This window comes from Sphingomonas radicis, assembly GCF_051400635.1.
In the GTDB taxonomy this organism is placed as follows: Bacteria; Pseudomonadota; Alphaproteobacteria; order Sphingomonadales; family Sphingomonadaceae; genus Sphingomonas.
The window spans coordinates 236218-262730 of record NZ_JBLFFG010000005.1; the positions used below are offsets into that span (position 1 = coordinate 236218).

Sequence of the window (26513 nt, forward strand, 5' to 3'; positions counted from 1 at the left end):
GGCAACCCACCGCAGGTTCCGGAACGAAGCGATGGGCCAGGCATTCATCGAGGCGCAGCGAGGAGGGCCGATGCCGCTCGACCAAATCGTCTACGTCGATGATCAGCAACCGGGAATCACGCGGCGCAAGATGCGCCACGGCTGGGGATATTGGGACGCGGACGGCCAGCGGATCACCGACCGCGAGGAGATCGACCGGCTGAACGCGATCGGCCTGCCCCCCCCCTACACCGATGCCTGGTTCTGCCCCGATCCGCGCGGCCACATCCAGGCGACCGGCTTTGACGACAAGGGACGCAAGCAATATCGCTACCACCCGGATTTCCGCGAGGCGCAGGAGGCCGCCAAATATGATCGCTGCGCCGGCTTCGGACATGCGCTCCCGCGACTTCGCGCGCACGTCGAGGCCGATCTGAGGTTGCCCGGCGCCTGCAAGCAGAAGGCTGTCGCCGCAGTCGTCCGCCTGCTCGATCTCGGCACGATCCGCGTCGGCAACGAAGCCTATGCGCAGGAGAACAAGAGCTTCGGCGCCACTACGCTGCGCAAGCGCCACGCCAAGGTGAAGGGGCAGACGCTCCGCCTCCAGTTCCGCGCCAAATCGGGCAAGCTGCGCGCGGTGTCGATCACCGACGCGAGCCTGAGCCGCTTCGTCAAGCGCTGTCAGGACCTCCCCGGCCAGCATCTGTTCGGCTGGCTCGACGAGGGGGGCGAGGTGCACCCGGTCACCTCCAGCGACGTCAACGCCTATATCCGCGAGGCGATGGGCGAGGAGTTCACCGCCAAGCATTTCCGCACCTGGGGCGCCAGCGTGATCGCCTTCGAGGCGCTGGCCACCGCAGATTCGTTCATCGGGCTCAAGACCATGCTCGAACCCGTCACCGAAGCGCTGGGCAACACCCCGGCGATCGCGCGCAAATCCTATGTCCATCCCCGGCTGATCGACCTCGCGCGCGACCGCGAGGCGCAGGCGGCATTCCGTGCCGGGTTGCGGTTGCCCCGCGCGACCCGCTACCTCAGCCGCTACGAACGCGGGCTGATCGTCCTTCTGGAGGACGAGGAAGCCGCGGCCCCGCAATCCAAAGCAGCCTGACGGATTTCATGACCGACAAGACCGCCGCCACGCCCCTTCCGCTGCCCTCGCCCGAGGCGCTTCAGGCGCAGACCACCACGTTGTTCCGCGAGAGCTGGGTGTGGGTCCAGGCCCATTGGCTCCAGATCCTGATCGCCGCCGGTGTCGCCGTCGGCATAGTGCTACTGCTCCACATGATCCGCGCCTGGGCGCTCAAGCTCTGCGAGCGCAGCGGAGGGGTAGGCAACTGGTATTCGATCCTCGGCCGCGCGATCGGCAAGACGGGCAATTTCTTCATCCTGATGGTCGCGCTGCGGCTGGTCTCGGGCTACGCCCAGACGCCGGCGGTGATCGATTCCACCGCCGGATTCCTCTTCACCATCGCCGCGGTGTTCCAGGCCGCGATCTGGGTCCGCGAGATCATCTTCGGCCTGGTCGAGCACCGGACGATGTCGGAGAATTATCACGGCCAGGCGCTGTCCAGCGCGATCGGCCTGATCCGGCTGCTCGTGTCGATCGCCGTGTTCGCGATCGCGCTGGTGGTGGTGCTCAGCAACCTGGGCGTCAACGTCACCGGCCTCGTCGCCGGTCTCGGCGTCGGCGGCATCGCGATCGGCCTCGCCGCGCAGGGCATCTTCGGCGATCTGTTCGCGGCGCTCGCGATCATCTTCGACCGGCCGTTCCGCGTCGGCGAGAACATCAAGTTCGACCAGACGACGGGGACGATCGAGGCGATCGGGCTCAAGTCTACGCGCATCCGATCGTTCGACGGCGAGCTCCGCATCATCTCGAACCGCCAGCTTCTGGACAAGGAAATCCAGAACATCAGCGACCGCAACCACATCCGCTTCGCCTGGATGCTGGGAGTCGCCTATGAAACACCGCCCGAGAAGCTCGAGCGTCTCCCCGCGATGCTCAAGGAAATCGTCGAGGCGGAAGGCGCCACCGCGCCGCGCGCGGGCTTCGCCAATTTCGCCGCGAGCACGCTCGATTTCGAACTGATCGTCGAAGTGCCGGGCGACAGCTGGGACATCGCTCATCCCACTCGCGACCGGATCGCGAACGCCATCATCCGCCGCTTCGCCGCCGAAGGCATCGCCTTCGCCTATCCCACCCAGACCAGCTACACCGCCGCACCCGACGGCAGGCTCATCCTTCCCTATCCCGAGGTGCAGCCGGTGGTCCGCATGGACAAGGACCCGGACGAAGACCGCAAGCGTTGAAGCGTCTTCACTTGGGAGAAGTCCGATGTTCCGCGATCTTTCTTCGTCCGCGATCGTCGCGGTGTCCGACATCGAACGGGCACGGAGTTTCTACGGCGAAACGCTCGGGCTCGAAGCCACGGACACGTCCGAGGATATGCTCACCTATCGCACCGGCGACACCCAGCTCATCGTCTATCGCTCGGACGCAGCCGGATCGAACAAAGCGAACGCGGTGGTGTGGAGCGCACCGGCCGGCTTCGAGGCTGCCGTCACCGAGCTGCGCAGCAATGGCGTGCGCTTCGAGGAGTATCCGGAGCTCGGCATGGCCATCACCGACGGTGTCCACGCCGAGGGGGATTTCCGTGGCGTCTGGTTCAAGGATCCGGACGGCAACATCCTGCACCTCGTCAACATGTAGGTGATTTTTCGAATATTCGGTCCGGCGCCTTCGACAGGTGTTCACCATTACATCGTTACTCGATGTGGCAATTTTCCATGTTCCGGTCCGGCAGGGCTTGCGATTTCCCGCGGCACTCCGGTAGATGGGCGCGCGCCGGCCAGACCGGCGCGGGAGGAGCCCGGGTGGACACGATCACCGTTCAGGAAATGGCCGCGAACGTTGGCACCGAGCGCGTCTCGGACTGGGTCGAGGTCACCCAGGCGATGATCGACAAGTTCGCCGATGCGACGGGCGACCACCAGTTCATCCACGTCGATCCAGAGCGCGCCGCCCAGACCCCTTTCGGCGGCACGATCGCGCACGGCTTCCTGTCGCTCTCGCTGATGCCGATGCTGGCGACGCAGACCGGCGCGCCTGCGATCGCCGGCGCGCGGATGGGCGTGAACTACGGCGGCAACAAGGTCCGTTTCCTCACCCCCGTCCGCTCGGGCAAGCGGGTGCGCGGCCGCTTCACCCTGCTCAAGTTCATCGAGCGCCAGCCCGGTGTGTGGGAGCAGGTCCAGCAATATGTCCTCGAGATCGAAGGTGAGGAGAAGCCCGCGCTGATCGCCGAATGGATCGCGCTGGTTTACGTGTGACCTAATCTCCCCCCTCCCGCGTGCGGGAGGGGGCCGGGGGGTGGGCGCCCGCCCTCCACATGCCGAAACGCTCGCGGATAGCGGGCGCCCACCCCCAACCCCCTCCCGCAAGCGGGAGGGGAGAAAGAGAAGAAAAATGCGCTCCGCAGTCATCGTCTCCACTGCCCGCACCCCGATCGGCCGCGCCTATCGCGGTGCGTTCAACAACCTTCCCTCGCCCACGCTCGCGAGCCATGCGATCAAGGCGGCAGTCGAGCGCGCGGGAATCGAGCCGGGCCAGGTGGACGATGTGGTGTTCGGCGCCGCGCTCCAGCAGGGCGCGCAGGCGAGCAACATCGCGCGCACTTCGCTGCTCCGCGCGGGCCTGCCGGTCACGGTCGCCGGCATGTCAGTCGATCGCCAGTGCGCCTCGGGGCTGATGGCGATCGCCACCGCGGCCAAGGAGATCATGGTCGACAACATGGACATCGCGATCGGCGGCGGCGTCGAATCGATCAGCCTCGTCCAGACTCCGCAGATGCGCGTGCAGCCCGATCCCGAGCTGCTGGCGATGCACAAGGACATCTACATGCCGATGCTCCAGACTGCCGAGGTCGTGGCGGCCCGCTACGGCATCAGCCGCGAGCAGTGTGACGAATATGCGCTCCAGTCGCAGCAGCGCACCGCCGCCGCCCAGGCGGCAGGCAAGTTCGACGACGAGATCATCCCGGTCACCGCGACGATGAATCTCGTCAACAAGGAGACGAAGGAAGTCACCCAGAAGGAAGTCACGCTCGCCAAGGACGAAGGCAACCGCCCCGACACCAATGCCGAGGGTCTCGCCGCGCTCCAGCCGGTGCTCCCGAACGGCACCGTCACTGCGGGCAACGCCAGCCAGCTCTCCGACGGCAGCGCCGCGAGCGTGCTGATGGAAGAGAGACTCGCCGAAAAGCGCGGCCTCCAGCCGCTCGGCCGCTATATCGGCATGGCAGTTGCCGGCACCGAGCCCGACGAGATGGGCATCGGCCCGGTCTTCGCCATCCCCAAGCTGCTCGACCGCTACGGCCTCAAGATGGGCGACATCGGCCTGTGGGAATTGAACGAGGCCTTCGCGGTCCAGGTCCTCTATTGCCGGGACAAGCTCGGCATCCCGAACGAACTGCTCAACGTCAACGGCGGCGCGATCTCGATCGGCCACCCCTATGGCATGTCGGGCGCGCGCATGACGGGCCACGCGCTGATCGAAGGCAAGCGCCGCGGCGCGAAGCATGTCGTCGTGACGATGTGCATCGGCGGCGGCATGGGCGCGGCGGGGCTGTTCGAAGTGCTGTGACCGCAAACAAAAACCCCTCCCCTTCAGGGGGGGGGTTGGGGTGGGGCGACTTTCGATATGGCAAGCCCCCTCGGGGACCGGCTATCGGCTCAGCACCAGCCGTACCGGCTACCGTACCCGCGTGAAGTAATTCGTCCGCATTACTGGTTTGCCCTCGGGCGTAAAATAAACCGCCGTCTCGATCTGGGAGTTCCCGTCCGGCGCCACGGTGAAGATACGTGTCGAGGCCGGGGCGCCATCCTTGCCGAGCGTCATGATCAGCACGTCCGGAAGGGGCGTCTTCACTGCAGTCGTGTCTGCCTCGATGCTTCCCTCGACGGGCACCGGTGTTCCATCCAGCGGATAGGTGGACTTGGCACGACTCTCCGCTCCGCTCCCGTCGACGATATGCACCTCGGTCGACCATTTTCCGTCGCTCGCATCGCTGAACGAGATGGTGACGCTCTTCGGCCGCGCCTCAGGCGGCACCGGCATGCGCGAAAGATCGAGCGCCCACCTTCCGAGCAGCGGCGAGGTGGATGATACCTGAGCTAGCGCGGAAGATGTCCACACGCTGCTCGCGAGCAGAAGCGTTGCGATGAATGCCTTCATTCCACCTCTCCATCTTGTGCGTCAGGGAATGTTACATCATCGCCAAAGCGTTTGCACATCCTTCATTGTTGCACGTTATCGCACCGACAACGCTGCCAGCGACCGCGTGTTTTCGTTTCCGTAACCATTGGTAGCGATAACAACAGCGGACCTCCCGAAGGTGGAGGCCACGAAGAGGGGGAGCGATGACGCAGGATCTGGCGCTGGTGGCCGATATCGGCCGCCAATCGGTGCGGTTCGGGCTGACCGGCGGCGAGGTGGGGCTGATGCCGCGCGACGTGCGCAAGTTCATGACTGCGGAGCACGCGACCTTCACCAGCGCGCTCGTAACCTATCTCAACGGCGTCGGGCTGGCCGATGCGCAGCTCCCCAGCGTCCTCGCGGTGGCGGGAGCGGCGCGCGGCGACCTGATCAATCTAACCGGCAGCCGCTGGTACATCTCGCTGTCGGGCGTCGAGGCGGTTCTGCGGGTCCGGCCCCGCGCGCTCAACGAGTGCGCGGCCAATGCGCTCGCGCTCACGCTGCTTCCGGGCAGCGCCTTCACGCCGCTCAGGGGTCCGCTGCCCCGCGCGGTCGAGCCCGGCGGCAACTATGTCGTCATCGGCGTGGGCACCGGTCTCGGCGTATCGGCGCTGATCACCTCGGGCGGCAAGCTCGTGCCGATCGAGAGCGAGGCCGGGCACATCAGCTTTGCGCCCAAGAGCGCCAACGGCCGAACCTTCCCAGCATTGCGAGGGGCGCGGCCATTCGCTCGAGATCGAGACGCTGCTCAGCGCCACGGGGCTGCTGCTCGCCTATGAGGCACTGTCGGGCGGCAAGCGTCTCGAAAAACCCGAGGATGTCACCCGCAATGTCGGCCGCGACCCCAATTGCGCAGCCGCGATCGCGATGTGGGTCGAGCATCTGGGCGCATTCGCGGGCGATCTGGCGCTCACCTTCGGCGCATGGGACGGCGTGTTCCTCACCGGCGCCATCGCCCGCGCGCTCCAGCCGCAGCTGATGGACCCCGGCTTCCGCCGGCGCATGGAGGAGAAGACGGCCTTTCGCCGCCAGCTTTCCGAAGTGCCGGTCGCGCTGGTCAACCGCAACGACCTGGAGCTGCTCGGTGCCGCAGCGGCGCTGGGCCACGCCTGACCCAAGGAAACCGCGCCGCGCCCGCTCGTTCTCTCCCGGCAACCCCTTGGGAGAGAATGATGGACGAACAGCAGAGCAACGATCCCGCCGCGGTGCGCAAGCGGATGTGGGAGAAGCTGGCCAAGAGCCCCTTCGTCATGGTCAAGCGTATGGGCAGTCAGGATCATGCCGAGCCGATGACGGCGATCCTCGATCCGGATGCCGACGGCCAATTCTGGTTCTACACCAGGAAGGACAATCGCATTGCGCCAGGCGGCCCGGCGATGGCGCAAGTCGTGACCAAGGACCACAAGCTCTTCGCCTGCATCATGGGCAACCTGGTCGAAGAGCGTGACCCGGCGGTCATCGACAAATACTGGTCCAACATGGTCGAGGCCTGGTTCGACGGCGGCCGCAACGACCCCAGCCTGATCATGCTCCGCTTCGAGCTTCAGGATGCGGAGATCTGGGAAGGCGACGAGTCGCTATCGGGCAAGTTCAAGATGCTGACGGGCATGAAGATCAAGCCCGAGGAAGCCGGGCGCCACGTCGAGACGGCGTTGTAGGCGGCTTGCCGCGGAGGGGCCGCTCGGCGATACCGCGCCGATGGGCCCTTCCCTCGCACATCGAATCCGCGTCGAGGCACATGCCGTGTGGCTGGCGGTGCGCGATCCGCGCACGCCGCTGCCCGCGCGGCTGTTCGGCGTGCTCGTGGCCGCCTATGCGCTCTCGCCGATCGACCTGGTGCCGGACTTCATTCCCGTGCTCGGGCTGATCGACGACGCCGTGCTCATCCCGCTCGGCGTCTGGCTGTTCGAGAAGATGGTGCCCGCCGCGCTGTTCGCCGAGCACCGCGCCCGCGCCGAGATCGAGACGCAGCGCCCGGTCAGCTGGGCCGGGGTGCTGATCGTCGTCGCGATCTGGGCCGGAGTCGCCTGGCTGGTCTGGAGCCTTGTCGCGACCAGCGAATACAACTGACGCGGGCGGCTCAGGACGCGCTCAGCCGCCGTTCTCCGCCATCCACTTCTCGAGCACGGGCGCGATCCGCGTCCGCCACTTGGAGCCGTTGAAGATGCCGTAATGCCCCACGCCCTCGGCGAGGTGGTATTGCTTCTTGGCTGCGGGCAGCTTGGTCGCGATCTCGAGCGCCGCCTTGGTCTGGCCGATCCCGGAGATGTCGTCGCGCTCGCCTTCGATCGCGAGCAGGCCCACGTCGGTGATCGCCGCCGGATCGACCTTGCGCCCGCGGTGCGTCATCTCGCCCTTGGGGAGCGCATGCGCCTGGAACACCACGTCGATCGTCTGGAGGTAGAATTCGGCGGTCATGTCGCACACCGAGCGATATTCGTCGTAGAAGCGCATCGTCGCGTCGGCGCTGTCGTCGTCGCCCTGGACGAGGTGCTTGAACATCTCCCAGTGGCTGATCATGTGGCTGCCGAGGTTCATCGTCATGAACCCCGCGAGCTGCAGGAAGCCCGGATAGACCTTCCGCCCCGCGCCCGGATACATCATCGGCACCGTCGCGATCACATTCTGCTCGAACCAGGCATGCGGCCGCTCGGTCGCCAGCGTGTTGACGGCGGTCGGCGCCTCGCGGGTGTCGATCGGGCCGCCCATCATCGTCAGCGTCTTGGGGCGGCTGGGATGCTTGTCGGCGCTCATCAGCGCCACCGCGGCATAGCAGGGCACCGACGGCTGGCACACCGCCAGCATGTGCGGCCGCGGGTCACCCTCTGCCCCGATATGCTCGAGGAAGGCGACGATGTAATCGATATAGTCGTCGAGGTCGAAGCGCCCCTCGGCCAGCGGCACCAGCTTCGCGTCGCGCCAGTCGGTGATGTAGACGTCGGCCACCGGCAGCATCCGCTCCACCGTACCGCGCAGCAGCGTGGCGTAATGGCCGGACATCGGCGCGACGATCAGCAGCTTGGGCCCGCCCTCCACGCCCTTGCGCACGAAGCGCTTGAGCTGGCCGAAGGGTTTCCGGAGCACGATCTCCTCATGGACGTCCACCTGGCGGCCGTCGATCTGGGTATGGTCGAGCCCGAAATCGGGCTTGCCGCGCGGCGCTGCAGCATGGCCGAACACCTCCAGCGCCGAAGCGAGCACCGGGCCACCGCCGAAATAAGCGAAGGGATTGGCCGGATTGTTGAGCAGACCCGCGGAGAAATTGGCCCATGCGCTGGCGCCGGCGAGGAGCGAACGTTGAATTTCGTAAGCGTCGTACAGCATCGAATTCCTTCCACCGTCCCCGCGGAAAAGGCGGCGGTTCACCCAATTCTATATAGCGTGCGCGTGTTGCGGTGCAACGTCGCCTCGGGGAATGTACGAAGCTCCGGTATGGTTGCGCGCCAAGCCGCTCGACACCAATCCTCCCCCGCTAGGGGGAGGTGTCGGCCATAGGCTGACGGAGGGGGAGGTAAGCGATCAATTATCGGCGTGCTTCCTCCCCTTCCGTCGCGCTTCGCGCGCCACCTCCCCCTGGCGGGGGAGGATCGAACGTCGATGCACCTCTTCCGAAACGGGCGCGCTGTCGGCAGGAGGTTCCCCTTCCCCCCCAATCACGCTAGGCGCGCGCCATGGCCGACCCCGTCCCGCCCGCCCCCGCCGCGGCGCAACCCCGACGCAAGCTGAGCAACCTCCTCATCGTGTGGGGTTTCACGCGCCGCTATCCGCTGCAGCTGACGGCCGCCACGCTCGCGCTGCTGGCCTCGTCGATCGCGACTCTGTGGATCCCGCGCACCTTCAAGCAGATCGTCGACAACGGCTTCGCGGCCGGCGCGGACACCAGCCGGATCGGCGTCTATTTCCACGGGCTGCTGCTCGTCGTCCTCGCGCTGTCGATCGCCACCGCGGTGCGCTTCTACTTCGTCTCCTGGGTCGGCGAGCGCACCGTCGCGGACATCCGCAAGGCCGTTCACCGCAACTTGCTGCGGCTTCCGCCCAAATGGTTCGAGGAGAACCGTCCGTCGGAGATCGCCTCGCGCCTCACCTCGGACACTGCGATCATCGAGATGGTCGTCGGCAGCACTGTCTCCACCGCGCTGCGCAACCTGCTCACCGGCATCGGCGGCGTGATCTATCTGTTTGCGCTCGCCCCTGCGATCGCGCTCTACCTGATCATCGGCCTGCCGCTGGTGGTCCTCCCGATCGTCTGGCTCGGCGGGCGCGTCCGCCAGCTCTCGCGCTCGAGCCAGGACCGGATCGCCGACATCGGCGGGATCGCGTCCGAAACGCTCGGCGCGATGCGCATCGTCCAGGCCTTCGGGCAGGAGAAGCGCGAGGCCGAGCGTTTCGACGGGGCGGTGCTCCGCAGCTTCGCCGCCGCCAAGCAGCGCTTCGCTCTTCGCGCCGTGATGACCGCGCTGGTGATCGGGCTGCTGTTCACGGCGATCACGCTGATCATGTGGGATGCGGTGTCGGGCGTGGCCGCCGGGCGCATCTCGGGCGGATCGATCACGGCCTTCGTTATTACCGCCGGGCTCGTCACCGGCTCGTTCGGCGCGCTCACGGAGACCTATGGCGAGCTGCTGCGCGGATCGGGCGCCGCGAGCCGCCTCGCCGAGCTGCTGTCGGAGCAGCCCGACATCGCCCCGCCTGCACACCCGGTCGCGCTGCCCCAGCCCCCGCTCGGAGCGATCGCGTTCGAGCATGTGGTCTTCCGCTATCCCACGCGCCCCGAAGTCTCCGCGCTGACCGATTTCTCGCTCGACGTGAAGCCGGGCGAGACCGTGGCGGTCGTGGGACCCTCGGGCGCTGGCAAGTCGACGCTCTTCCAGCTTCTCCAGCGCTTCTACGATCCCGAGGCGGGCACCGTCCGCGTCGACGGAGTCGACGTGCGGCAGGCCGACCCGGCCGACGTGCGCGGACGCATGGCGATCGTGCCGCAGGAAACGGTGATCTTCGCCGCCTCCGCGCGCGACAACCTCCGCTACGGCGCCTGGGATGCCTCGGACGAAGCGATCTGGGCCGCGGCCGAGGCCGCCAACGCCGCCGACTTCCTCCGCGATCTGCCGCAGCGCCTCGACACCTTCCTCGGCGAAGGCGGCGCGCGCCTGTCGGGCGGGCAGCGCCAGCGCATCGCGATCGCCCGCGCGCTGCTCCGCGACGCGCCAATCCTGCTGCTCGACGAAGCCACCTCCGCGCTCGACGCCGAGAGTGAACGCCTGGTCCAGGACGCGCTCGAACGGCTGATGGCCAACCGCACCACCCTCGTCATCGCCCACCGCCTCGCCACCGTCCGGGCCGCGGGACGGATCATCGTGATGGACGAGGGCCGCATCGTCGAGACCGGCACCCATGCCGAGCTCGTCGCCGGTGGCGGCCTCTATGCCCGGCTGGCCGCGCTGCAGTTCGACGCATGATCCTCTAAGCCCGGCTCCTGAGGGGCTATCCCGACCGGCCTACACCCAATCCTCCCCCGCCAGGGGGAGGTGTCAGGCGCAGCCTGACGGAGGGGGAGGAATCACTTCGCTCCCGTTCTGGCATCCGCCCCCTCCGACGCCTTTCGGCGCCACCTCCCCCTGGCGGGGGAGGATTTTTGCACGATCTCACGTCGGGTGCTGATCGACTGAGTCCAGCACCCTTCCCCTCTCGCCCATTCTCTGCTTCAATCCCATTTAGAAAATCCGGTATGCCAGCAAATGGAGAGGCAGATGGACCGCGAATTCGACATCCTCGTTTATGGCGCCACGGGCTTCACCGGCCGCCTGGTCGCTGAATATCTCGCGAACCACTATGCCGATGGCAGCCTCAAATGGGCAATGGGGGGCCGCTCGCTCAGCAAGCTCCAGGAGGTGCGAAGCGAGATCGGCGCCGCGGCGGACACGCCGCTCGTCACTGCCAATGCCGACGATCCCGCCAGCCTCGATGCGATGGTCCGGCGCGCAGCCGTGGTGATCACCACCGTGGGACCCTATCAGCTCTATGGCGAGCAGCTCCTCGCCGCCTGCACCCGGGCCGGCACCGCTTACGTCGACCTATGCGGCGAGCCCGCCTGGATGCGCCAGATGATCGACAAATACGAAGCCACGGCGAAGGCGAGCGGCGCGCGCATCGTCTTCTCGTGCGGCTTCGATTCGATCCCGTTCGATCTTGGTGTCTGGACCGCGCAGGAGGAGGCCAAGCGCCGCTTCGGCAGACCCGCGCCGCGCGTGAAGGGCCGCATCCGCGCGATGAAGGGCACCTTCTCGGGCGGCACCTTCGCCAGCGGCAAGGCGACGATGGCGGCCGCCGCGAAGGACCCTTCGATCCTCAAGCTGATGATCGATCCCTTCGCGCTCGCGCCGGGGTTCGACGGGCCGCACCAGCCCAACGGCATGGTCCCGCACTATGACGAGGCGGTCGAAGCCTGGGTGGCGCCGTTCATGATGGCGGTGATCAACACCAAGAATGTCCACCGCACCAATTTCCTGGCGGGCCACCCCTATGGCAGCGATTTCCAGTACGACGAGATGATGATCGCGCCCGGCATCGGCGAGCTCGGCAAGGCCACGGCAGAGGCGATCGCCAAGATGAACCCGATGAACGCCGACAAGGGCCCGGCGCCCGGCGAAGGCCCGAGCAAGGAAGAACGCGAGTCCGGCTTCTACGAGATCGCCTTCGTCGCCGAGATGCCTGACGGCCAGAGCGTCACTGCAGTGGTTAAGGGCGACAAGGACCCTGGCTATGGCTCGACGAGCAAGATGATCGCCGAAAGCGCGCTCTGCCTGCTCCGCGATGTGCCGGCCGAAGGCAAGGGCGGTATCTGGACCGCTGGAGCGCTGATGCCCGAAGCGCTGCGCAAGCGGCTGGAGGCGCATGCCGGGCTGACGTTCACGACGAGTTCATGACGGCGATGGAACAACTCTCGTGCCAGAACGCACGAGGTGTTCCATGCGCATCGCTCCGCTCGTCCTCGCCGCCACGCTGATCCTGCCCCCGCCTGCCGCCGCCCAGAGCCTCGGCAGCTACACCGGCGCCACCGCTCCCAGTCCCCGCGCAGGCAACTGGGGCGGCGACATCGCCCAGCCCCGCGGCGGCTACCGCACCGAACGCGCAGGCACGCCGCGCGCCGACTTCAGCTACGGGCGGGAGCTCGGCAAGATCCGCCGCGAGATCCGCGAGGCGCAGGACAATGGCCAGATCACCCACAGCGAAGAGCGCGCATTGCTTCGCCAGAGCCGCCGGATCGGCGGCTTCGGTTACCGCGCCTCTGCCGGAGGGTTCTCCTATTCGGAGAATAGCGGTCTGCGCGGCCAGATCGAGCTGCTCCGCAGCCAAGTGACCGCAGCCCGCACGCGCGGGATCATGCGTTAGCACCAGTCCAAACGCGCTCCCCTCCCTGCTTGCAGGGAGGGGCTGGGGGTGGGTGCGCGCGTCTGCGCGCCCAAAAGACTCCGAGGACACCCAATGAAAGCTCCAGGTGAGGCATCGAGCCTCACCTGGAGCTACCCACCCCTTGATCCCCTCCCTTGCAGGGAGGGGAAACCGAGCTTCGCATACATCCTTGCAATGTAGGATTTCGCCTGCTTGGCTCCTCTCCGCGGCCCGCGCCGCCCGCTCTTTGAAATCGCAGGTCAACCAATCGCACCCCGCGAAATAAAATTGCGAGATGCAGCGCGTTTCCGTGAAAAGAGTCAAAACTGGCGGGAAAGCCTGAGGGCCGCTCAGCCCTTGTAGAACAGCAGCAACGTCGCCGCGATCGCAAGGCAAACCGCGATCACGATCGGCACCAGCTTTCGCCGCCGCCGGCCTTCCGCCGCGTCGCGCGCTGCCAGATCGATCCAGTAGAGCCCCGGCTGCGCGATGCGGATCACGCCGCTCTTGACCATCCGGTCGAACTGGCGCTGCTCCATCGGCGTCGGCGGGCTGTATTCGATCGCCTCTTCGGGGCTGATCGCGCGCCAGACGTAGAAGTGATTGATCACACGCCGGCGGGCACGCGCAGCCGCCGCGGCCTGGATCGGAACGACGTTCTCCGCGCTATTCATCGCGTCTCCCCTCAGCGCTTGCGGCCCTGGTGGCGGATGTTCGCGGGCCGGCCGCGATGCTTGATCACGCGCTTGGGTCCTCTCCCCCGCGCCTCGCGCCCCGCCTCGTCACGGCTCGATGCCGAACCCTTGCCGTCGGGCAGCTCGAAACGCAACGCGCCCGAGATCGGGTTCGCTTCCACCAGCCGCAGCGGCAGGCGCTGGCCGAGTGCGAAGCTCTCCCCCGTTGCTTCGCCGATCAGTTGATGCGTCGTCTCGTCGTAGCGGAAATATTCGGTGCCCAGATCGCGCACGGGCACCAGCCCGTCGCCGCCGATTCCCTCGATCGTCGCGAAGAAGCCGAAGTTCTGCACGCCGGTGATCCGCGCTTCCATCACCGAGCCGACATGCTCGGAGAGATAGGCGGCGACATAGCGGTCGATCGTCTCGCGCTCGGCTTCCATCGCGCGGCGCTCGAGCTGGCTGATGCTCTCGCCGATCCGGTCCATCGTCGCGGCTTCGTCGAAAGTCAGCCCGCCCGGCCCCAGTTTGTACGCCTCGGCCAGCGAACGGTGGACGATCAGATCGGCATAGCGGCGGATCGGCGAAGTGAAGTGGGCGTAGCTGCCGAGCGACAGGCCGAAGTGGCCATGGTTCTCGGGCCCGTAATAGGCCTGGGTCTGGGTGCGCAGCACCTGCTCCATCACCTGCGGGCGGAAGTCCGACTCTCCGACGCGCTCCAGGATGCGATTGAACGTGGCGGGCTTGATCACCTGTCCCAGCGCGAACTCGACGTCGAAGGTCTTGAGATATTCCTTGAGCGCGACCAGCTTCTCGCGCGCCGGCGGCTCGTGGACGCGGTACATCACCGGCGCCTTCTTGGCCTCGAGCGCCTTGGCCGCAGCGACGTTGGCGGCGATCATGTAATCCTCGATAAGCTTGTGCGCATCGAGCCGTTCGCGCGGCGCTACCGACAGGATCCGCCCCATCTCGTCGAGCATGATCCGCCGCTCGGGCAAGTCGAGATCGAGCGGCTCGCGCTTCTCGCGCGCCTTGTAGAGCGCACGCCAGCAGTCCCACAGCGGCCGGAGCGCAGTTTCGGTGAGCGGGTGCTCGATCGTTCCATCGATCGCCGCCTGTGCGTCCTCATAGGCGATGTTCGCCGCGATCCGAACCACCGCGCGGCTGAACCGCCAGCTCTTGAGCGCACCGTCCTTCGAAACCTGGAGATGGCACGCCATCGCCGCGCGGTCGGCGCCTTCCTTGAGCGAGCAGACTTCGGCCGAAAGGATCTCGGGCAGCATCGGCACCACGCGATCGGGGAAATAGACCGAGTTGCCGCGCTTGCGCGCCTCGCGGTCGAGCACCGAGCCGGAGCGGACGTAGAAGCTCACATCGGCGATCGCGACCACGGCCTTCCACCCGCCGGGGTTGGCAGGGTCGTCGTCCGGCGTGGCCCAGACGGCGTCGTCATGGTCGCGCGCATCCGCCGGGTCGATCGCGACGATCGGCAGATGCGTCAGGTCCTCGCGCTCGCCCAGCGGCTGCTCCGAAACGCGCTCCGCCTCGGCGAGCAGTTCTTCGGAGAAGACGTTGGGGATGCCGTGGCGGTGGATCGCGATCAGCGAGAAGCTGCGCGGCGCAAAGGGATCGCCGAGCCGTTCGGTGACGCGCGCGAAGATCCGCGGCGGCTTGCCCGCCTTTTCGGCGAGCACCAGATCGCCGGGCTCGGCGCCGTTGCGCTCGGAGATGGGGTAGCTGCGGCGGTCCTTCTTCTCGACGCCCTGGAGGTAGAGCCGCCCGCCCTCCTCGTGCACCACGCCGAGCATCTGCTCCTCGCCGCGCGCGAGCTTCTTCATCGGGTGCGCGATCCAGCCGTTGCCGGCCTCTTCGGTGCGCGCGAGGATGCGGTCGCCGATGGCGAGCGCGCTGCGCTTGCCCCGCTGCTCACGGACCCGCAGCCGCGGCACCGGGATGCCCTCGGCCTCCCAGCGCTCGGGGACTGCCCACACCGTGTCGCCGTCGGCGTCGGTCACGCGGAGCACGGTCACCTTGGGAACGCCGCCCATCTTGTGGAAGGCGCGGCCCGGAGCGGCATCGATCAGTCCCTCGTCGCTCATGTCCTTGAGCAGCGCCTTGAGCGCGATCTTGTCCTGCCCGTTCAGTCCGAAAGCGCGGGCGATCTCGCGCTTGCCGGCGGGCGTGTCCGACGATGTGATGAAGTCGAGGATCTGCTGCCGGGTAGGCAGGCCTGCTCTTGTTTTAGTTCTTGCCATTCGATCCTCACATAGGGACTCGCGACCAGCCTACCAACTCCTTAGTGAGACGCACGTGCCCTATGATCTTCTCATCGTCGGCGGCGGGATCAACGGGTGCGCGATCGCACGCGAGGCGGCGCTTAACGGCCTGAGCGTGCTGCTCGTCGAGAAGGACGACCTTGCCGGGCACACCTCCTCCGCCTCGACCAAGCTGATCCACGGCGGGCTGCGCTACCTTGAGAACTGGCAGTTCCGGCTTGTGCGCGAGGGGCTGCACGAGCGCGAGCGGTTGCTGGCGGCGGCGCCGCACCTGATCCGGCCGATGGCCTTCGTGCTGCCGCATGCCCATTCGGTCCGGCCGTGGTGGATGGTCCGTGCCGGCCTCTATCTTTACGACATGCTCGCCGGCGCATCGAGCCTGCCGCGCTCGCGTGGCCTGAGCGAGCGCGACGCCGACTATATCGCTCCGCTTGCCGATACCCGCCGGGGCTTCGTCTATTCGGACGCCTGGGTGGACGACGCCCGCCTCACCCTCGCGAACGCTCTGGATGCAGCGGAGAAAGGCGCGGAAATCGCGCCCCGAACCGCGCTGCTCTCTGCCCACCGTACGAACGGCTTTTGGCACGCCCAGCTATCGGATGGGCGCGAAGTGCAGGCGCGCTGCCTGGTCAACGCCACCGGTCCCTGGGTAATGGAGTTGCTCGGCAAGGTCGGAGTCGCCACCCGCTCGCGGGTCCGGCTGGTGAAGGGCAGCCACATCGTCGTGCCGCGGCTGTTCGAGGGCCACCATGCTTATATCCTCCAGCAACCCGACCGCCGGATCGTGTTCGCCATTCCCTATGAGGATCGCTTCACCGAGATCGGCACCACCGACGTGCCCGTCGAAAAACCCGAGGATGCGGTCTGCTCGCCGGAGGAAGTCGACTATCTCTGCGCGGCGGCGAACCGCTATTTCGCCGGTCAGGTCACGCCGGGCGATGTGGTATGGAACTGGTCGGGCGTCCGGCCACTGCACGACGACGGCACCGACGCCGCGCAAGCGGTGACCCGCGACTATCTGCTCGAGTTCGACCGCGAGGGTGCGCCGATCCTCTCGGTCTTCGGCGGCAAGATCACCACCGCACGCGCCCTGGCAGAGGAAGCCGTCGAGAAGATCGGCGGCGCGCTGGATGTCGTGACCAGCGCGCGCACGCGTGCGCGGGTCTTCCCCGGGGGCGCCATTCCCGCCTTCGGACATTTCCTCGAGCAGGTCCGCGCCACCTGGCCTTTCCTCGGCGAGGCGCGCTCGCTTCGCATGGCCCGCGCCTATGGGAGGCTGCTCAGCGAGATGCTGGCCGGAGTCGAGGACGAGGCGGGAATGGGGCAGCCGCTGGGTGCCGGGCTCACCGAATTGGAAGCCCGATGGATGCGAACGCGCGAGTGGGCGCGGACGCCCGAGGACGTGCTGTACCGCCGCAGCAAGCTCGGGCTGCACATGAGCGAGGCGGAACGCGCGCAGTTTGCCGCATGGTGGGCAGCAACCATCGATTAACCAATTGTTGATAACTGGGAATGTAGCCATGCCACCGGGGGCGAGAGGGCAATGGCGACAAGGCTTTCACAATATCGAAGCGTGGGACCGGCGCTCGTCGAGCAGCGCGCGGCGGAGCGGCATCGCATCATCGTGTCGCAGGCCACGCTCCGCAGCCACAGCGAGGAACCGGTCGAGGCGACGCTGCACGACCTTTCGGTCTATGGCTGCCGCCTCGCCTGCTCGACCGAGCATCAGCAAGGCGAGCGGCTCTGGCTGCGGCTAAAGGGCACCGTGCCCGTCGCCGCGACCGTCGTCTGGAACGACGGCAATCACATCGGCTGCCGCTTCGACGCGCCGATCGAGCGAAGCCTGATGCGTTCGCTGACGCTGGTGATCTGCTGAGCTGCACTCAGCTATAGGCGATCCACCGCCCCAGCGTTCCCACCGACAACCAGAGCAGCAGCGACACCGCGGCCATCAGCCGCCCGAGCGGAGGTACGGTCCCGCCCGCCTCGACGCGCCGCTGCCACGCCAGCCGGAAGACCAGTGCGTTGCCAAGGGCGAGCACGATCAGCACCAGCTTGCGGTGAAAGGTCTCCGAACGCGCCAGCGCCGCGCCGTCAGCGGCGAAGAGGATCGTGCCGCTCGCCGCCAGCACCACCAGCCCCGCCAGCGCGACCGGAGTGAGCGCCCGCGACAGGGGTGCCGCGGGGATTGCACGCCACAGCCCGGCGAGCCGCAGGTCGACCACGCCGATCCCGCCCACCAACATCACCAGCCCGAGCAGGTGGAAGGTGTTCGCCACCGGATAGGCCCAGGCGGCGCCGCGCGACCATTGGCTCACGCCCGCCGCGTCGAGCCACCCGGCCCATCCGAGCAGCACATCCTCCACGCCTCAGCGCAGCTCGACCGTCTTGTCGCCGACCTTCACGCGTTCGATCCGCATCTCCGCGGTGCCGTCCTTGCGGGCATAGCCGACGAGCGTCACGGTCTGGCCCTTGTCGATCATCGCAGACGTGAGCCCGCGCGCCTCCATCCGCGAGACGGGCGCCAGGACGACGTTCCACTGCTTGCCCTGCCAGCGCATCGTCGCGCTGCCGTGCGGGTTGGACCAGGAGACGTTCTGGAGCGTGCCGGTGAGCGTAAGCGGCTTGGATTCGTCGTAGGAGCTCCAGCCGTGGTGCGCGAGCGCGGCGCTGGGGAGCGCCACCATCAGCGCGGCAGCGAAGAACGTGGTTCGAGACATCAGCCTTCCTCCAATCGCCCCCGGGCCGAGCTTACCCCAGGCCGCTCCGGTATCTCAATAGCCGCCTGGCTATTCCAGCCGCCAAGCACGGCGTCGCGGGTAAACCGCGCAGCGGCAGCCGCATCGAGGAAACGGCGGGCGGCCGAGGCAGGGCCCACGCCCGGACCGCGGCTGGCATATTCGAACAACCGGGCTTCCTGCGGGGTGAGGCGGCGCGGTTCGCCGTCCGGGCCCTTGTATCCCATCCAGGTCCAGCCCTCGCGCTTGATATGCGCATCCATCCAGCAGCGCAGGAACACCGACTGGCCGGTGAGCGCCATGTTGCCGCCCGCGCGCCACGGTCGGCCGAGCCACGTCGAATGTGCCGGGACGCCAGGCTCGCGCAGCAGCCGGCAGCGATCGAACACCAGCCCGAACGGCTGGTCGGCAGGCGTGCTCGAGGCGGAAAGATAGCCCGAATTGGGGGAGCCCGGCACGAAGCGCGTGACGATCTCGCACTGTTCGAACCACGCCGCGGCACCGCCGAAGATGAAATCCACTCCGCCGACGATCCGGCAGCGCGAAACCTGCGAGCGCGCCTGCAGGTAGAAAGTGTCCTGATAGCCTTCGAGCGTGCAATCCTCGACCAGCGTGCGGTCCGCCTCCGCACGGATCATCAGCGCCACGGCCTGGGCGCCGTTGCCGGCGCTGTCGCGCCTGGCACCGACATAGTCGAAGCTGTTGCGGACCGTGAGGTTGCGCAGCGTCACACCCGGCGCGGCGATGGTCAGCGTTGCCGTTCGACCGGTGCCCCAGGTGCCGCCTTCCGGGTGGGGCATTCCCGCGTAGGTGCCGAAGCTCAGCACGCTATCGCCGCCGCTACCGACGATCGTGACGTCGGGTGTCGTGATCGTCAGCTTCTCGACCAGCAGCCCCGGCCGGACCAGAATGCGGAATGGCCGTCCGCCCGCTGTGGCGGCCTTTGCCAGCGCGGCACCGAGCGTGCCGGTGCGCGGATCGACCACCGCATCCCATTGCTCTTCGGCCCGGGCCGCCAGCGGCAGCGCCAGTGCGCCCGCGAGGAAGGCGCGGCGGCCGGTCACCAGCGGTAATTGAAGCTGATGCTGATCCTCTTGTCCCTGCCCGAACCCGGCGCGACTTCGTGACGCAGCCAGCTTTCCCAAAGCAGCACCGTCCCGGGCTCGGGTGAAACCTCGACGAAGCTTCGCAGCATCTCCGGCGCATCCGCGCGGCGCGGCGGCGCAGCCATCAGCATCGCGAGGCGGGGATCCTCGAACTTCAACCCGCGCGAGCCGGGCGGCAGCGCGACATAGAGCGTGCCTGAGACGACGCTGTGCGGGTGGATGTGCCCGCTGTGCCCGCCCTTGGCGTCGAGGACGTTGACCCACAGGCTGTCGAGCTTGAGCTTCTTGCCGCCGAGATCGAAGGCGCAAGCCTCCACGAAGCGGGCGACATGCTTGTCCAGCAGACGCTTCAGATCCGCGAAATTGGGGTCACGGATCGGCAGGTCGCCCAGCGAGCCATAGCTGGTGTAGCCGCGATAGCCGTGCTCGCGGCACCAGCGCTTGCCCGCCGCATCATCCTGAGCGAGCTGGAGGCACGAATCCTCCAGCGCCTCGACCAGCGGCGCGTCGCCCAGCGGCTCCTGATAGACCAGCGAGGCGAACAGCGTGCGCATCAATAGGCGCGCGCGACCAAGATGCGCTCGACCGCGGGGCGGCCGGTGAAGATGCAATTGCCCTCCGCAGGCGCGGCGCCGGCCGGCACGTTGCGGAAGGTCAGCTTGAGCGCCTTGAGCCGCTCGACTGCCTTGTCGAGCTCCGCGCCCGTCGGCTTTGCCCAATTGACCTCGACCCAGCCCGGATAGCGGATGTTCTCGTCGAAGGCAGCGGCGAGCGCGTCGAAATCCGTCACATCGCGGCGGATGTTCGCATCGGTTCGCGCGCGCGCCTGATCGTAGAGCGACTGCTGGATGCTCTCCAGCAGCTGAGTCGCCTCGTCGACGAACTGGGCGCGCGGCAGGATCGTGCTGTCGAGCTTGCCCCCCGCCTTCGCGGGGGCAGGCTCTTCGCGATAGAGCCGATCGCGGCGGATGACCGAGACGTTCGCCCCGGCGACATCGCGTCCGCCGACTTCGAGCACCAGCGGCGCGCCCTTCTTGACCCAGGCCCAGCGCTTGTTGGCGGCCTTGGCCGGACGCAGATCGAGCAGCGCGCGCACCGGCTCGCCGAACACGCTGAGCACCGAAAGCTGCTGCTGGAGCTCCTTGCAATAGTCGACGATCGCCGCATCCTCAGGCACGTCGCGCAGCATCGGCACGATCACGATCTGCCAGGGCGCGACGCGCGGCGGCACGCGCAGGCCATCGTCATCGCCGTGCATCATGATCAGGCCGCCGATCATGCGCGTCGACATGCCCCAGCTCGTCGTCTGCGCATATTCGAGCTGCCCTTCGGCATTCTGGAAGCGGATGTTCTGCGCATGCGCGAAATTGGTGCCGAGGAAGTGGCTGGTGCCCGCCTGGAGCGCCTTGCCGTCCTGCATCATCGCCTCGATCGACCAGGTCTCGACGGCGCCCGGGAAGCGCTCGTTCTCGGGCTTCTCGCCCGCGATCACCGGCATCGCCACACACTCCTCGGCGAAGCTGCGATAGACTTCGAGCATCTTCAGCGTCTCTTCGCGCGCCTCTGCCTCACTCGCGTGCGCGGTGTGCCCTTCCTGCCAGAGGAACTCGCTGGTGCGCAGGAACATGCGCGTGCGCATCTCCCAGCGGACGACGTTCGCCCATTGGTTAATCAGCACGGGCAAATCGCGCCACGACTGGACCCAGCGCGCAAAGGCAGTGCCGATCACCGTCTCCGACGTGGGGCGGACGACCAGCGGCTCCTCCAGCTTCGCCTCGGGATCGGGGACGAGCCCGCCCTTGCCGTCGCTCACCAGCCGGTGGTGCGTGACGACCGCCATCTCCTTCGCGAAGCCCTCGACGTGCTCGGCTTCCTTCTCGAAGTAGCTGAGCGGGATGAAGAGCGGGAAATAGCAGTTCTCGTGCCCCGTCGCCTTGATGCGATCGTCGAGCAGGCGCTGGATCCGCTCCCAGATGCCATAGCCCCAGGGGCGGATCACCATGCAGCCGCGCACGCCGGATTCTTCGGCGAGGTCAGCCTCGGAGATGACGGTCTGATACCATTGCGCGAAATCGGCATCGCGCGTGACGTTGAGAGCGTGCTTGATCATGGCCGTGCCTCTAGGGTCCAGACGCCTAAGCCGCAATGGCGACCATGCGGCGCGTGCGCAATTGACCCAGTTGACTCGAAACGCATGTTTGCGCGCGCCGGGGGTCAATTGACTCGGTTTGCAGTTTTGCGCCCTGCGGGAGTCAACCGATCCGGTTGACTCGATTGACTCGAATCGCGTGTTTGCGGACGGCGAGGCGCTTCGCTTGCTCATCCACAGCCATCTTCCAAAGCAAATCCTACTTTTCCAGCGATATTTCCGGCCTAAGCCGGGAAGAAGGTTGAGCCGCCGGGCCTGCCCCCCTAGCGGATGCTGCATGCAGCGCGACCGCATCTTCGCCGGACTGGGGCTTCGCCTGCTCGCGGTGTTCTGCCTCGCGACCATGTCGGCGCTGATCAAGCTGGCCGAGACCCGCGGCGCGACGCTGGTGGAGACGATGTTCCACCGCCAGCTCTGGGCAGTTCCGCTCGTCGTCGCCTGGATCGCGCTCGGCCCCGGGCTCGGCTCGGTCAGGACGCAGCGCTTCGGCGCGCATGTCATCCGGACCGCGATCGGGATGACCGGCATGGTATTCACGTTCGGATCGGTGCTGCTGCTGCCGCTCGCCGAAGCGACGACGCTGCAGTTCACCGTGCCGATCTTCGCGACGATCCTGGGCGCGATCGTGCTCAAGGAGAAGACCGGGCGGCATCGCTGGGGGGCAGTGATCATCGGATTCCTGGGCGTGCTGGTCGTCACCCAGCCGGGGAGCGGGCATTTCCCGCTATTCGGCGCGATCGTCGGGCTGCTCGCGGCGCTGTTCGTCGCGATCGTCGCGATCACGCTCCGGCAGATCGGCAAGACCGAGAGCGCCGGGACCACGGTCTTCTGGTTCTCGGTGCTGTCGCTGCCGCCGCTGGGCGCCGTCTATGCGTTCCAGCTTCAGGCGCACGATTGGGTGACCTGGGCCAATCTGATCGCGATCGGACTCGTCGGCGGGGTCGCGCAGCTTGCGCTCACGGCTTCGGTCCGCTTCGCGCCGGTCTCCACCGTGATCCCGATGGACTATTCGAGCCTGATCTGGGGCACCTTCTACGGCTGGCTGATCTTCGGGAGCTGGCCCACCGCCTGGACCTGGATCGGCGCGCCGGTGATCATCGCGAGCGGGCTCTACATCGTGTGGCGCGAGCGCGTGCTCCATGTGCGCAACACCGAAGCCGTGACCGACGCCGCCACATCCTAGCCGCGGCGGAATATCAGGCTGAGGTTGTTCGCCGGCATGGGCACGATCTGCTGGAGCACCAGCTCGCGCGCGGCGGCGGCCGCCGACACATCCTCGACATGGCGCAGCCCCCAGCGTGGATCGCGCGCCTTGAGCGATGCATCGAATGCCTCGTTCGATTCGGCGGTCGGCACGCCCTCCTGCCGATAGGGGCCATAGAGGACCAGCGGCGCGCCGGGCGCGAGCAGCCGGCCCGCCCCCGCCATCAGCCCGAGCGTCGCTTCCCAGGGGCTGATGTGAACCATGTTCACGCACAGCACGGCGTCGGCTGCTCCGATCGGCCATTCGGCGGCCGCGGCATCCAGATGCAGCGGGGGAAGGACGTTCGGCAGATCCTCGCACCAGGCGGTGACCGAAGCGCGGGCTTCGTCATCCGGATCGCTGGGCTGCCATTCAAGCCTGGGGAAGCGATCGGCGAACCAGGCGCAATGCTCGCCGCTCCCGCTCGCCACTTCGAGCACGAGCCCCTCTGCTGGAAGGACTTTGGCGAGCACCGCGGCGATGGGTTCGCGATTGCGTGCGGTCGCGGGAGCGTGGCGGCGAGTCATCGCGCGATGATCCGCGGTGGTACGAGCGAAGGCAAGCGGGTTGCGTGTCGCCGTTTTTCACGCAGACTGAGGTTCGCGTGGACAGGCCCCACCCGAACCCCTCCCCTTAAGGGGAGGGGCTTTCAGGGGGTTACTCCGCAGCTTGCGCTTCGGCCGGGCCCTTGTACGCCAGCACCGGCTTGCGCGCGGCCAGCGTCTCGTCGAGGCGGCGGCGGGGCGCGAAGTGCGGCGCGGACTTGAGCGCGGGCTCGCCGTTCTTGGCCCGCGCGGCGACCGAGCGGAAGGCGCCGATGAACTGGTCGAGCGTCGCCTTGCTCTCGGTCTCGGTCGGCTCGACGAGCATCGCGCCGTGCACCACCAGCGGGAAATAGACCGTCATCGGGTGATAACCCTCGTCGATCAGCCCCTTGGCGATGTCGATCGTCGAGAAGCCTTCGGGCAGGCCCTTATCCGAGAAGATCGCCTCGTGCATGCACGGACCCGATTTGGCGAAGGGCGCGTCGAGCACGTCCTCCATCGAGCGCAGCACGTAATTGGCGTTGAGCACCGAATCCTCGGCGACCTGGCGGAGCCCATCGGCGCCGTGGCTGAGGATGTAGGTCAGCGCGCGCGTGAACATCCCCATCTGGCCATGGAACGCGACCATGCGGCCGAAGCTCGACGCGTGATGCTCGCCGGCGGTCTCCTCTTCGACGAGGCGGAAGCCGTCGGCGGTCTTCTCGACGAAGGGCAAGGGCGCATAGGGCGCCAGCGCCTCCGACAGCACCACGGGGCCCGAGCCGGGACCGCCGCCGCCGTGCGGAGTCGAGAAGGTCTTGTGCAGGTTGATGTGCATCGCGTCGACGCCGAGGTCGCCCGGGCGCACCCGGCCCACGATCGCGTTGAAGTTGGCACCGTCGCAATAGACATAGCCGCCCGCGGCGTGGACCGCGTCCGAGATCGCCTTGAGATCGGGCTCGAACAGGCCGCAGGTGTTGGGGTTGGTGATCATCACGCCGGCGACATCGGGGCCGAGGCGCGCCTTGAGCGCCTCGAGGTTGACTCGGCCTTCCTCGGTCGCGGGGATGTCCTCGACCGTGAAGCCGGCGAAGGCGGCGGTGGCGGGGTTGGTGCCGTGCGCGCTCTCGGGGACGAGCAGCACCTTGCGCGCCTGCTGACCCTTGGCGTCGAGCGCGGCGCGGATCGCGAGGATGCCGCACAGCTCGCCGTGCGCGCCCGCCTTGGGGCTCATCGCCACGGCGTGCATGCCGGTGAGCGTGACGAGCCAGTGCGCGAGCTGGTCGATGACCTCGAACGCGCCCTGCACCGTGTCGACCGGCGCAAGCGGGTGGATATCGGCGAAGCCGGGGAGGCGCGCCATCCGCTCGTTGAGGCGCGGATTGTGCTTCATCGTGCACGAGCCGAGCGGGAAGAGGCCGAGATCGATCGCATAATTCTGGCGGCTGAGGCGGGTGTAGTGGCGCACCGCCTCGGGCTCGGACAGGCCGGGCAAGCCGATCGTCTTCGATCGTTCGAGTCCGCCGAGGCGGGACTTGCCCGCCGGGGCTTCGGCGAAGTCGACGCCGGTGGTCTCGGTCGAGCCGATCTCGAAGATCAGCGGTTCCTCGAGCATCAGCGCGCGGTTGCCGGTGAAGGTCTCGCCCTGGGCCTCGCCCGCCTGCGGAGTGGTGGGGCGCCAGCCGGACTGGTTGATCGTGCTCATGCCAGCACCTCCTCAAGCGCGGAGGCAAGCGTCTCGACGTCCTCCTCGGTGGTGGTTTCGGTGACTGCGACGATCAGGCCGTTCGCGAGATCGGTTGCGTCGGGGTAGAGGCGGCCGAGGGACACGCCGGCGAGGATGCCGCGCTCGGCGAGCGTGCGGACCACGGGGCGGGCTTCCTTCGAGAGCTTCAGCGTGAACTCGTTGAAGAAACGATCGGTGACGAGCTCGACGCCATCGACTTCGGCGAGCCGATCGGCGGCGGCGCTGGCGGCGACGTGGTTGAGCTCGGCGAGACGGCGGAGGCCCGCCTCCCCCAGCAGCGTCATATGCGCCGACATCGCCAGCGCGCAGAGCACCGAGGAGGTGCAGATGTTCGAAGTCGCCTTCTCGCGGCGGATGTGCTGCTCGCGGGTGGAGAGCGTCAGCACGAAGCCGCGCTTGCCCTCGGCATCCACTGTCTCGCCGCAGAGGCGGCCGGGCATCTGGCGGACGAGCTTTTCCGAGCAGGCGAAGAGGCCGACATAGGGCCCGCCGAATTGGAGGCCGACGCCGAGCGACTGGCCCTCACCGACGACGATGTCCGCGCCCATCTCGCCGGGCGACTTGATCGCGCCCAGGGCGACGGGCTCGGTGACCACTGCGATCAGCAGCGCCTTCTTCGTATGGCACGCCTCGGCGAGCGCGCTCATGTCCTCGATGCGGCCGAGGATGTCCGGGTACTGGACGACGACGCATGAAGTATCGTCGTCGATCGCGTTGATCAGGTCGAGCGTGTCGGGCTCGGGGCTCAGCATCGGCAGCGCGGTGACGAGCTGGTCGCCGGTGAACTTGGCCATGGTGTTGGCGACCGAGACATAGTGCGGGTGGAGCCCGCCCGAGAGGATCGCCTTGCCGCGGCGGGTGACGCGGCGCGCCATCACGATCGCCTCCCAGCACGCAGTCGAGCCGTCGTACATCGACGCGTTGGCGACATCGCAGCCGAGCAGCCGCGCGACCTGGCTCTGGAACTCGAACATCACCTGCAGCGTGCCCTGCGCGATTTCGGGCTGGTAGGGCGTGTAGGCGGTGAGGAACTCGCCGCGCTGGATGATGTGATCGACCGAGGCCGGGACGTGGTGGCGATAGGCGCCGGCGCCGAGGAAGAAGGGCGCGTCGCCTGCCGCGAGGTTCTTCCTCGCCAGCGCAGTCATGTGGCGCTCGACCGCGAGCTCGCTCGCGTGGAGCGGCAGGCCGGGGACCGGGCCGGTGAGGCGCGCGGATTCGGGAACGTCCACGAAGAGATCGTCGATCGAGGACGCGCCGATCGTGGCGAGCATCGCCTGACGGTCGGTATCGGTGAGGGGTAGGTAGCGCATTCTTGTATCTCTCTCCCCTCCCGCTTGCGGGAGGGGCCGGGGGTGGGCGCCCGCTATCCTCGGGCCGCATCGCGGGGGGAGAGCGGGCGCCCACCCCCCAGCCCCCTCCCGCAAGCGG

The 26513-nt window shown here is 67.5% G+C and carries 27 protein-coding genes; 15 read left to right on the plus strand and 12 right to left on the minus strand.

Annotated elements, in window-relative coordinates:
- Window positions 1-70: 70 nt before the first annotated feature.
- The 5 genes from ACMGDH_RS16705 (at window position 71) to ACMGDH_RS16725 (ending at window position 4624) form a co-directional block, all read left to right on the plus strand.
- The gene (locus ACMGDH_RS16705; protein ID WP_436829111.1) at window positions 71-1090 is read left to right on the plus strand and encodes a DNA topoisomerase IB; all 1020 of its coding nucleotides are present in this window, start codon (window positions 71-73) and stop codon (window positions 1088-1090) included.
- A gap of 8 nt (window positions 1091-1098) precedes the next feature.
- Window positions 1099-2292 carry a mechanosensitive ion channel family protein gene (locus ACMGDH_RS16710; protein WP_436829112.1) on the plus strand — a complete coding sequence of 398 codons (1194 nt, stop codon included), beginning with the start codon at window positions 1099-1101 and terminating at the stop codon, window positions 2290-2292.
- 25 nt (window positions 2293-2317) lie between these two features.
- Window positions 2318-2692 carry a VOC family protein gene (locus ACMGDH_RS16715; protein WP_436829113.1) on the plus strand — a complete coding sequence of 125 codons (375 nt, stop codon included), beginning with the start codon at window positions 2318-2320 and terminating at the stop codon, window positions 2690-2692.
- Window positions 2693-2856: 164 nt separating this feature from the next.
- Window positions 2857-3312, plus strand: a complete 456-nt coding sequence (locus ACMGDH_RS16720) for a MaoC family dehydratase (protein ID WP_436829114.1) — start codon at window positions 2857-2859, stop codon at window positions 3310-3312.
- A 136-nt stretch (window positions 3313-3448) separates the two neighbouring features.
- Complete coding sequence (locus ACMGDH_RS16725; RefSeq protein ID WP_436829115.1) at window positions 3449-4624, plus strand: acetyl-CoA C-acyltransferase; 1176 nt, start codon at window positions 3449-3451, stop codon at window positions 4622-4624.
- Window positions 4625-4732: 108 nt separating this feature from the next.
- Here ACMGDH_RS16725 and ACMGDH_RS16730 read toward each other — a convergent pair whose 3' ends face one another.
- The gene (locus ACMGDH_RS16730; protein WP_436829116.1) at window positions 4733-5215 is read right to left on the minus strand and encodes a hypothetical protein; all 483 of its coding nucleotides are present in this window, start codon (window positions 5213-5215) and stop codon (window positions 4733-4735) included.
- A gap of 185 nt (window positions 5216-5400) precedes the next feature.
- On the opposite strand from ACMGDH_RS16730, the gene ACMGDH_RS16735 reads away from it, so the two are divergent.
- The 4 genes from ACMGDH_RS16735 to ACMGDH_RS16750 are packed head-to-tail and all read left to right on the plus strand — an operon-like array spanning window position 5401 to window position 7306.
- The gene (locus tag ACMGDH_RS16735) at window positions 5401-6015 is read left to right on the plus strand and encodes a glucokinase (protein ID WP_436829117.1); all 615 of its coding nucleotides are present in this window, start codon (window positions 5401-5403) and stop codon (window positions 6013-6015) included.
- Window positions 5906-6349: a glucokinase gene (locus tag ACMGDH_RS16740; protein WP_436829118.1), complete on the plus strand. Its 444-nt coding sequence runs from the start codon at window positions 5906-5908 to the stop codon at window positions 6347-6349. Before ACMGDH_RS16735 ends, ACMGDH_RS16740 begins: the two co-directional genes overlap by 110 nt.
- A gap of 59 nt (window positions 6350-6408) precedes the next feature.
- The gene (locus ACMGDH_RS16745; protein WP_436829119.1) at window positions 6409-6894 is read left to right on the plus strand and encodes a pyridoxamine 5'-phosphate oxidase family protein; all 486 of its coding nucleotides are present in this window, start codon (window positions 6409-6411) and stop codon (window positions 6892-6894) included.
- Window positions 6895-6934: 40 nt separating this feature from the next.
- Window positions 6935-7306, plus strand: coding sequence for a YkvA family protein (locus tag ACMGDH_RS16750; RefSeq protein WP_436829120.1), 372 nt, complete (start codon window positions 6935-6937; stop codon window positions 7304-7306).
- Between the two features lie 21 nt (window positions 7307-7327).
- Here ACMGDH_RS16750 and ACMGDH_RS16755 read toward each other — a convergent pair whose 3' ends face one another.
- Window positions 7328-8560, minus strand: a complete 1233-nt coding sequence (locus ACMGDH_RS16755; protein ID WP_436829121.1) for a polyhydroxyalkanoate depolymerase — start codon at window positions 8558-8560, stop codon at window positions 7328-7330.
- 347 nt (window positions 8561-8907) lie between these two features.
- On the opposite strand from ACMGDH_RS16755, the gene ACMGDH_RS16760 reads away from it, so the two are divergent.
- From ACMGDH_RS16760 to ACMGDH_RS16770, 3 genes are all read left to right on the plus strand, one after another.
- Window positions 8908-10692 carry an ABC transporter transmembrane domain-containing protein gene (locus ACMGDH_RS16760; RefSeq protein ID WP_436829122.1) on the plus strand — a complete coding sequence of 595 codons (1785 nt, stop codon included), beginning with the start codon at window positions 8908-8910 and terminating at the stop codon, window positions 10690-10692.
- 291 nt (window positions 10693-10983) lie between these two features.
- Complete coding sequence (locus ACMGDH_RS16765; RefSeq protein ID WP_436829123.1) at window positions 10984-12159, plus strand: saccharopine dehydrogenase family protein; 1176 nt, start codon at window positions 10984-10986, stop codon at window positions 12157-12159.
- Between the two features lie 43 nt (window positions 12160-12202).
- Window positions 12203-12625: a hypothetical protein gene (locus ACMGDH_RS16770; RefSeq protein ID WP_436829124.1), complete on the plus strand. Its 423-nt coding sequence runs from the start codon at window positions 12203-12205 to the stop codon at window positions 12623-12625.
- Window positions 12626-12975: 350 nt separating this feature from the next.
- Here ACMGDH_RS16770 and ACMGDH_RS16775 read toward each other — a convergent pair whose 3' ends face one another.
- Window positions 12976-13299, minus strand: a complete 324-nt coding sequence (locus ACMGDH_RS16775) for a hypothetical protein (RefSeq protein ID WP_436829125.1) — start codon at window positions 13297-13299, stop codon at window positions 12976-12978.
- An 11-nt stretch (window positions 13300-13310) separates the two neighbouring features.
- Entirely contained in the window at window positions 13311-15554 is a 2244-nt protein-coding gene (rnr, locus tag ACMGDH_RS16780; RefSeq protein ID WP_436829126.1) for a ribonuclease R, read from the minus strand.
- A 55-nt stretch (window positions 15555-15609) separates the two neighbouring features.
- Between rnr and glpD the strand changes: the two genes are divergently transcribed.
- Both glpD and ACMGDH_RS16790 read left to right on the plus strand, forming a co-directional pair.
- Entirely contained in the window at window positions 15610-17067 is a 1458-nt protein-coding gene (glpD, locus tag ACMGDH_RS16785; protein ID WP_436829127.1) for a glycerol-3-phosphate dehydrogenase, read from the plus strand.
- Between the two features lie 51 nt (window positions 17068-17118).
- Window positions 17119-17451: a PilZ domain-containing protein gene (locus ACMGDH_RS16790; protein WP_436829128.1), complete on the plus strand. Its 333-nt coding sequence runs from the start codon at window positions 17119-17121 to the stop codon at window positions 17449-17451.
- Between the two features lie 7 nt (window positions 17452-17458).
- Here the strand turns inward: ACMGDH_RS16790 and ACMGDH_RS16795 are convergent, their stop codons facing one another.
- From ACMGDH_RS16795 to proS, 5 genes are read right to left on the minus strand one after another with little or no spacing between them, the layout of a single operon-like run.
- Window positions 17459-17932 (minus strand): DUF6644 family protein, encoded by a 474-nt coding sequence (locus ACMGDH_RS16795; RefSeq protein ID WP_436829129.1) that lies wholly within the window; start codon window positions 17930-17932, stop codon window positions 17459-17461.
- A gap of 12 nt (window positions 17933-17944) precedes the next feature.
- On the minus strand, window positions 17945-18295 hold the full coding sequence (locus ACMGDH_RS16800; RefSeq protein ID WP_436829130.1) for a DUF6152 family protein: 351 nt from the start codon (window positions 18293-18295) through the stop codon (window positions 17945-17947).
- Complete coding sequence (locus ACMGDH_RS16805; protein WP_436829131.1) at window positions 18295-19377, minus strand: pectinesterase family protein; 1083 nt, start codon at window positions 19375-19377, stop codon at window positions 18295-18297. Before ACMGDH_RS16805 ends, ACMGDH_RS16800 begins: the two co-directional genes overlap by 1 nt.
- Window positions 19374-19973 (minus strand): TIGR02466 family protein, encoded by a 600-nt coding sequence (locus ACMGDH_RS16810; protein WP_436829132.1) that lies wholly within the window; start codon window positions 19971-19973, stop codon window positions 19374-19376. Before ACMGDH_RS16810 ends, ACMGDH_RS16805 begins: the two co-directional genes overlap by 4 nt.
- On the minus strand, window positions 19973-21529 hold the full coding sequence (gene proS, locus ACMGDH_RS16815; RefSeq protein ID WP_436829133.1) for a proline--tRNA ligase: 1557 nt from the start codon (window positions 21527-21529) through the stop codon (window positions 19973-19975). Before proS ends, ACMGDH_RS16810 begins: the two co-directional genes overlap by 1 nt.
- Window positions 21530-21845: 316 nt before the next feature.
- On the opposite strand from proS, the gene ACMGDH_RS16820 reads away from it, so the two are divergent.
- The gene (locus tag ACMGDH_RS16820) at window positions 21846-22751 is read left to right on the plus strand and encodes a DMT family transporter (RefSeq protein ID WP_436829134.1); all 906 of its coding nucleotides are present in this window, start codon (window positions 21846-21848) and stop codon (window positions 22749-22751) included.
- Here ACMGDH_RS16820 and ACMGDH_RS16825 read toward each other — a convergent pair.
- The 3 genes from ACMGDH_RS16825 to gcvPA all read right to left on the minus strand — a co-directional run bounded on the left by ACMGDH_RS16825 (window position 22748) and on the right by gcvPA (window position 26395).
- Entirely contained in the window at window positions 22748-23338 is a 591-nt protein-coding gene (locus tag ACMGDH_RS16825) for a DUF938 domain-containing protein (protein WP_436829135.1), read from the minus strand. The two genes, ACMGDH_RS16820 and ACMGDH_RS16825, sit on opposite strands and share 4 nt — an antisense overlap.
- 130 nt (window positions 23339-23468) lie before the next feature.
- Window positions 23469-25040, minus strand: a complete 1572-nt coding sequence (gcvPB, locus tag ACMGDH_RS16830; RefSeq protein ID WP_436829136.1) for an aminomethyl-transferring glycine dehydrogenase subunit GcvPB — start codon at window positions 25038-25040, stop codon at window positions 23469-23471.
- Window positions 25037-26395, minus strand: a complete 1359-nt coding sequence (gene gcvPA / locus ACMGDH_RS16835) for an aminomethyl-transferring glycine dehydrogenase subunit GcvPA (RefSeq protein WP_436829137.1) — start codon at window positions 26393-26395, stop codon at window positions 25037-25039. Before gcvPA ends, gcvPB begins: the two co-directional genes overlap by 4 nt.
- Window positions 26396-26513: the final 118 nt, after the last annotated feature.

Excerpts from the sequence above, each read along its gene's own strand:
- ACMGDH_RS16715 (WP_436829113.1), top strand. The coding sequence starts at position 2,318 with ATGTTCCGCGATCTTTCTTCGTCCGCGATCGTCGCGGTGTCCGACATC.
- gcvPA (WP_436829137.1), bottom strand. The coding sequence starts at position 26,395 with ATGCGCTACCTACCCCTCACCGATACCGACCGTCAGGCGATGCTCGCC.
- ACMGDH_RS16765 (WP_436829123.1), top strand. The coding sequence starts at position 10,984 with ATGGACCGCGAATTCGACATCCTCGTTTATGGCGCCACGGGCTTCACC.
- ACMGDH_RS16775 (WP_436829125.1), bottom strand. The coding sequence starts at position 13,299 with ATGAATAGCGCGGAGAACGTCGTTCCGATCCAGGCCGCGGCGGCTGCG.
- ACMGDH_RS16820 (WP_436829134.1), top strand. The coding sequence starts at position 21,846 with ATGCAGCGCGACCGCATCTTCGCCGGACTGGGGCTTCGCCTGCTCGCG.
- ACMGDH_RS16745 (WP_436829119.1), top strand. The coding sequence starts at position 6,409 with ATGGACGAACAGCAGAGCAACGATCCCGCCGCGGTGCGCAAGCGGATG.
- ACMGDH_RS16735 (WP_436829117.1), top strand. The coding sequence starts at position 5,401 with ATGACGCAGGATCTGGCGCTGGTGGCCGATATCGGCCGCCAATCGGTG.
- ACMGDH_RS16750 (WP_436829120.1), top strand. The coding sequence starts at position 6,935 with ATGGGCCCTTCCCTCGCACATCGAATCCGCGTCGAGGCACATGCCGTG.
- ACMGDH_RS16825 (WP_436829135.1), bottom strand. The coding sequence starts at position 23,338 with ATGACTCGCCGCCACGCTCCCGCGACCGCACGCAATCGCGAACCCATC.
- rnr (WP_436829126.1), bottom strand. The coding sequence starts at position 15,554 with ATGGCAAGAACTAAAACAAGAGCAGGCCTGCCTACCCGGCAGCAGATC.
- ACMGDH_RS16705 (WP_436829111.1), top strand. The coding sequence starts at position 71 with ATGCCGCTCGACCAAATCGTCTACGTCGATGATCAGCAACCGGGAATC.
- gcvPB (WP_436829136.1), bottom strand. The coding sequence starts at position 25,040 with ATGAGCACGATCAACCAGTCCGGCTGGCGCCCCACCACTCCGCAGGCG.
- proS (WP_436829133.1), bottom strand. The coding sequence starts at position 21,529 with ATGATCAAGCACGCTCTCAACGTCACGCGCGATGCCGATTTCGCGCAA.
- ACMGDH_RS16710 (WP_436829112.1), top strand. The coding sequence starts at position 1,099 with ATGACCGACAAGACCGCCGCCACGCCCCTTCCGCTGCCCTCGCCCGAG.
- ACMGDH_RS16800 (WP_436829130.1), bottom strand. The coding sequence starts at position 18,295 with ATGTCTCGAACCACGTTCTTCGCTGCCGCGCTGATGGTGGCGCTCCCC.
- ACMGDH_RS16790 (WP_436829128.1), top strand. The coding sequence starts at position 17,119 with ATGGCGACAAGGCTTTCACAATATCGAAGCGTGGGACCGGCGCTCGTC.
- ACMGDH_RS16730 (WP_436829116.1), bottom strand. The coding sequence starts at position 5,215 with ATGAAGGCATTCATCGCAACGCTTCTGCTCGCGAGCAGCGTGTGGACA.
- ACMGDH_RS16770 (WP_436829124.1), top strand. The coding sequence starts at position 12,203 with ATGCGCATCGCTCCGCTCGTCCTCGCCGCCACGCTGATCCTGCCCCCG.
- ACMGDH_RS16725 (WP_436829115.1), top strand. The coding sequence starts at position 3,449 with ATGCGCTCCGCAGTCATCGTCTCCACTGCCCGCACCCCGATCGGCCGC.
- ACMGDH_RS16760 (WP_436829122.1), top strand. The coding sequence starts at position 8,908 with ATGGCCGACCCCGTCCCGCCCGCCCCCGCCGCGGCGCAACCCCGACGC.
- ACMGDH_RS16810 (WP_436829132.1), bottom strand. The coding sequence starts at position 19,973 with ATGCGCACGCTGTTCGCCTCGCTGGTCTATCAGGAGCCGCTGGGCGAC.
- ACMGDH_RS16755 (WP_436829121.1), bottom strand. The coding sequence starts at position 8,560 with ATGCTGTACGACGCTTACGAAATTCAACGTTCGCTCCTCGCCGGCGCC.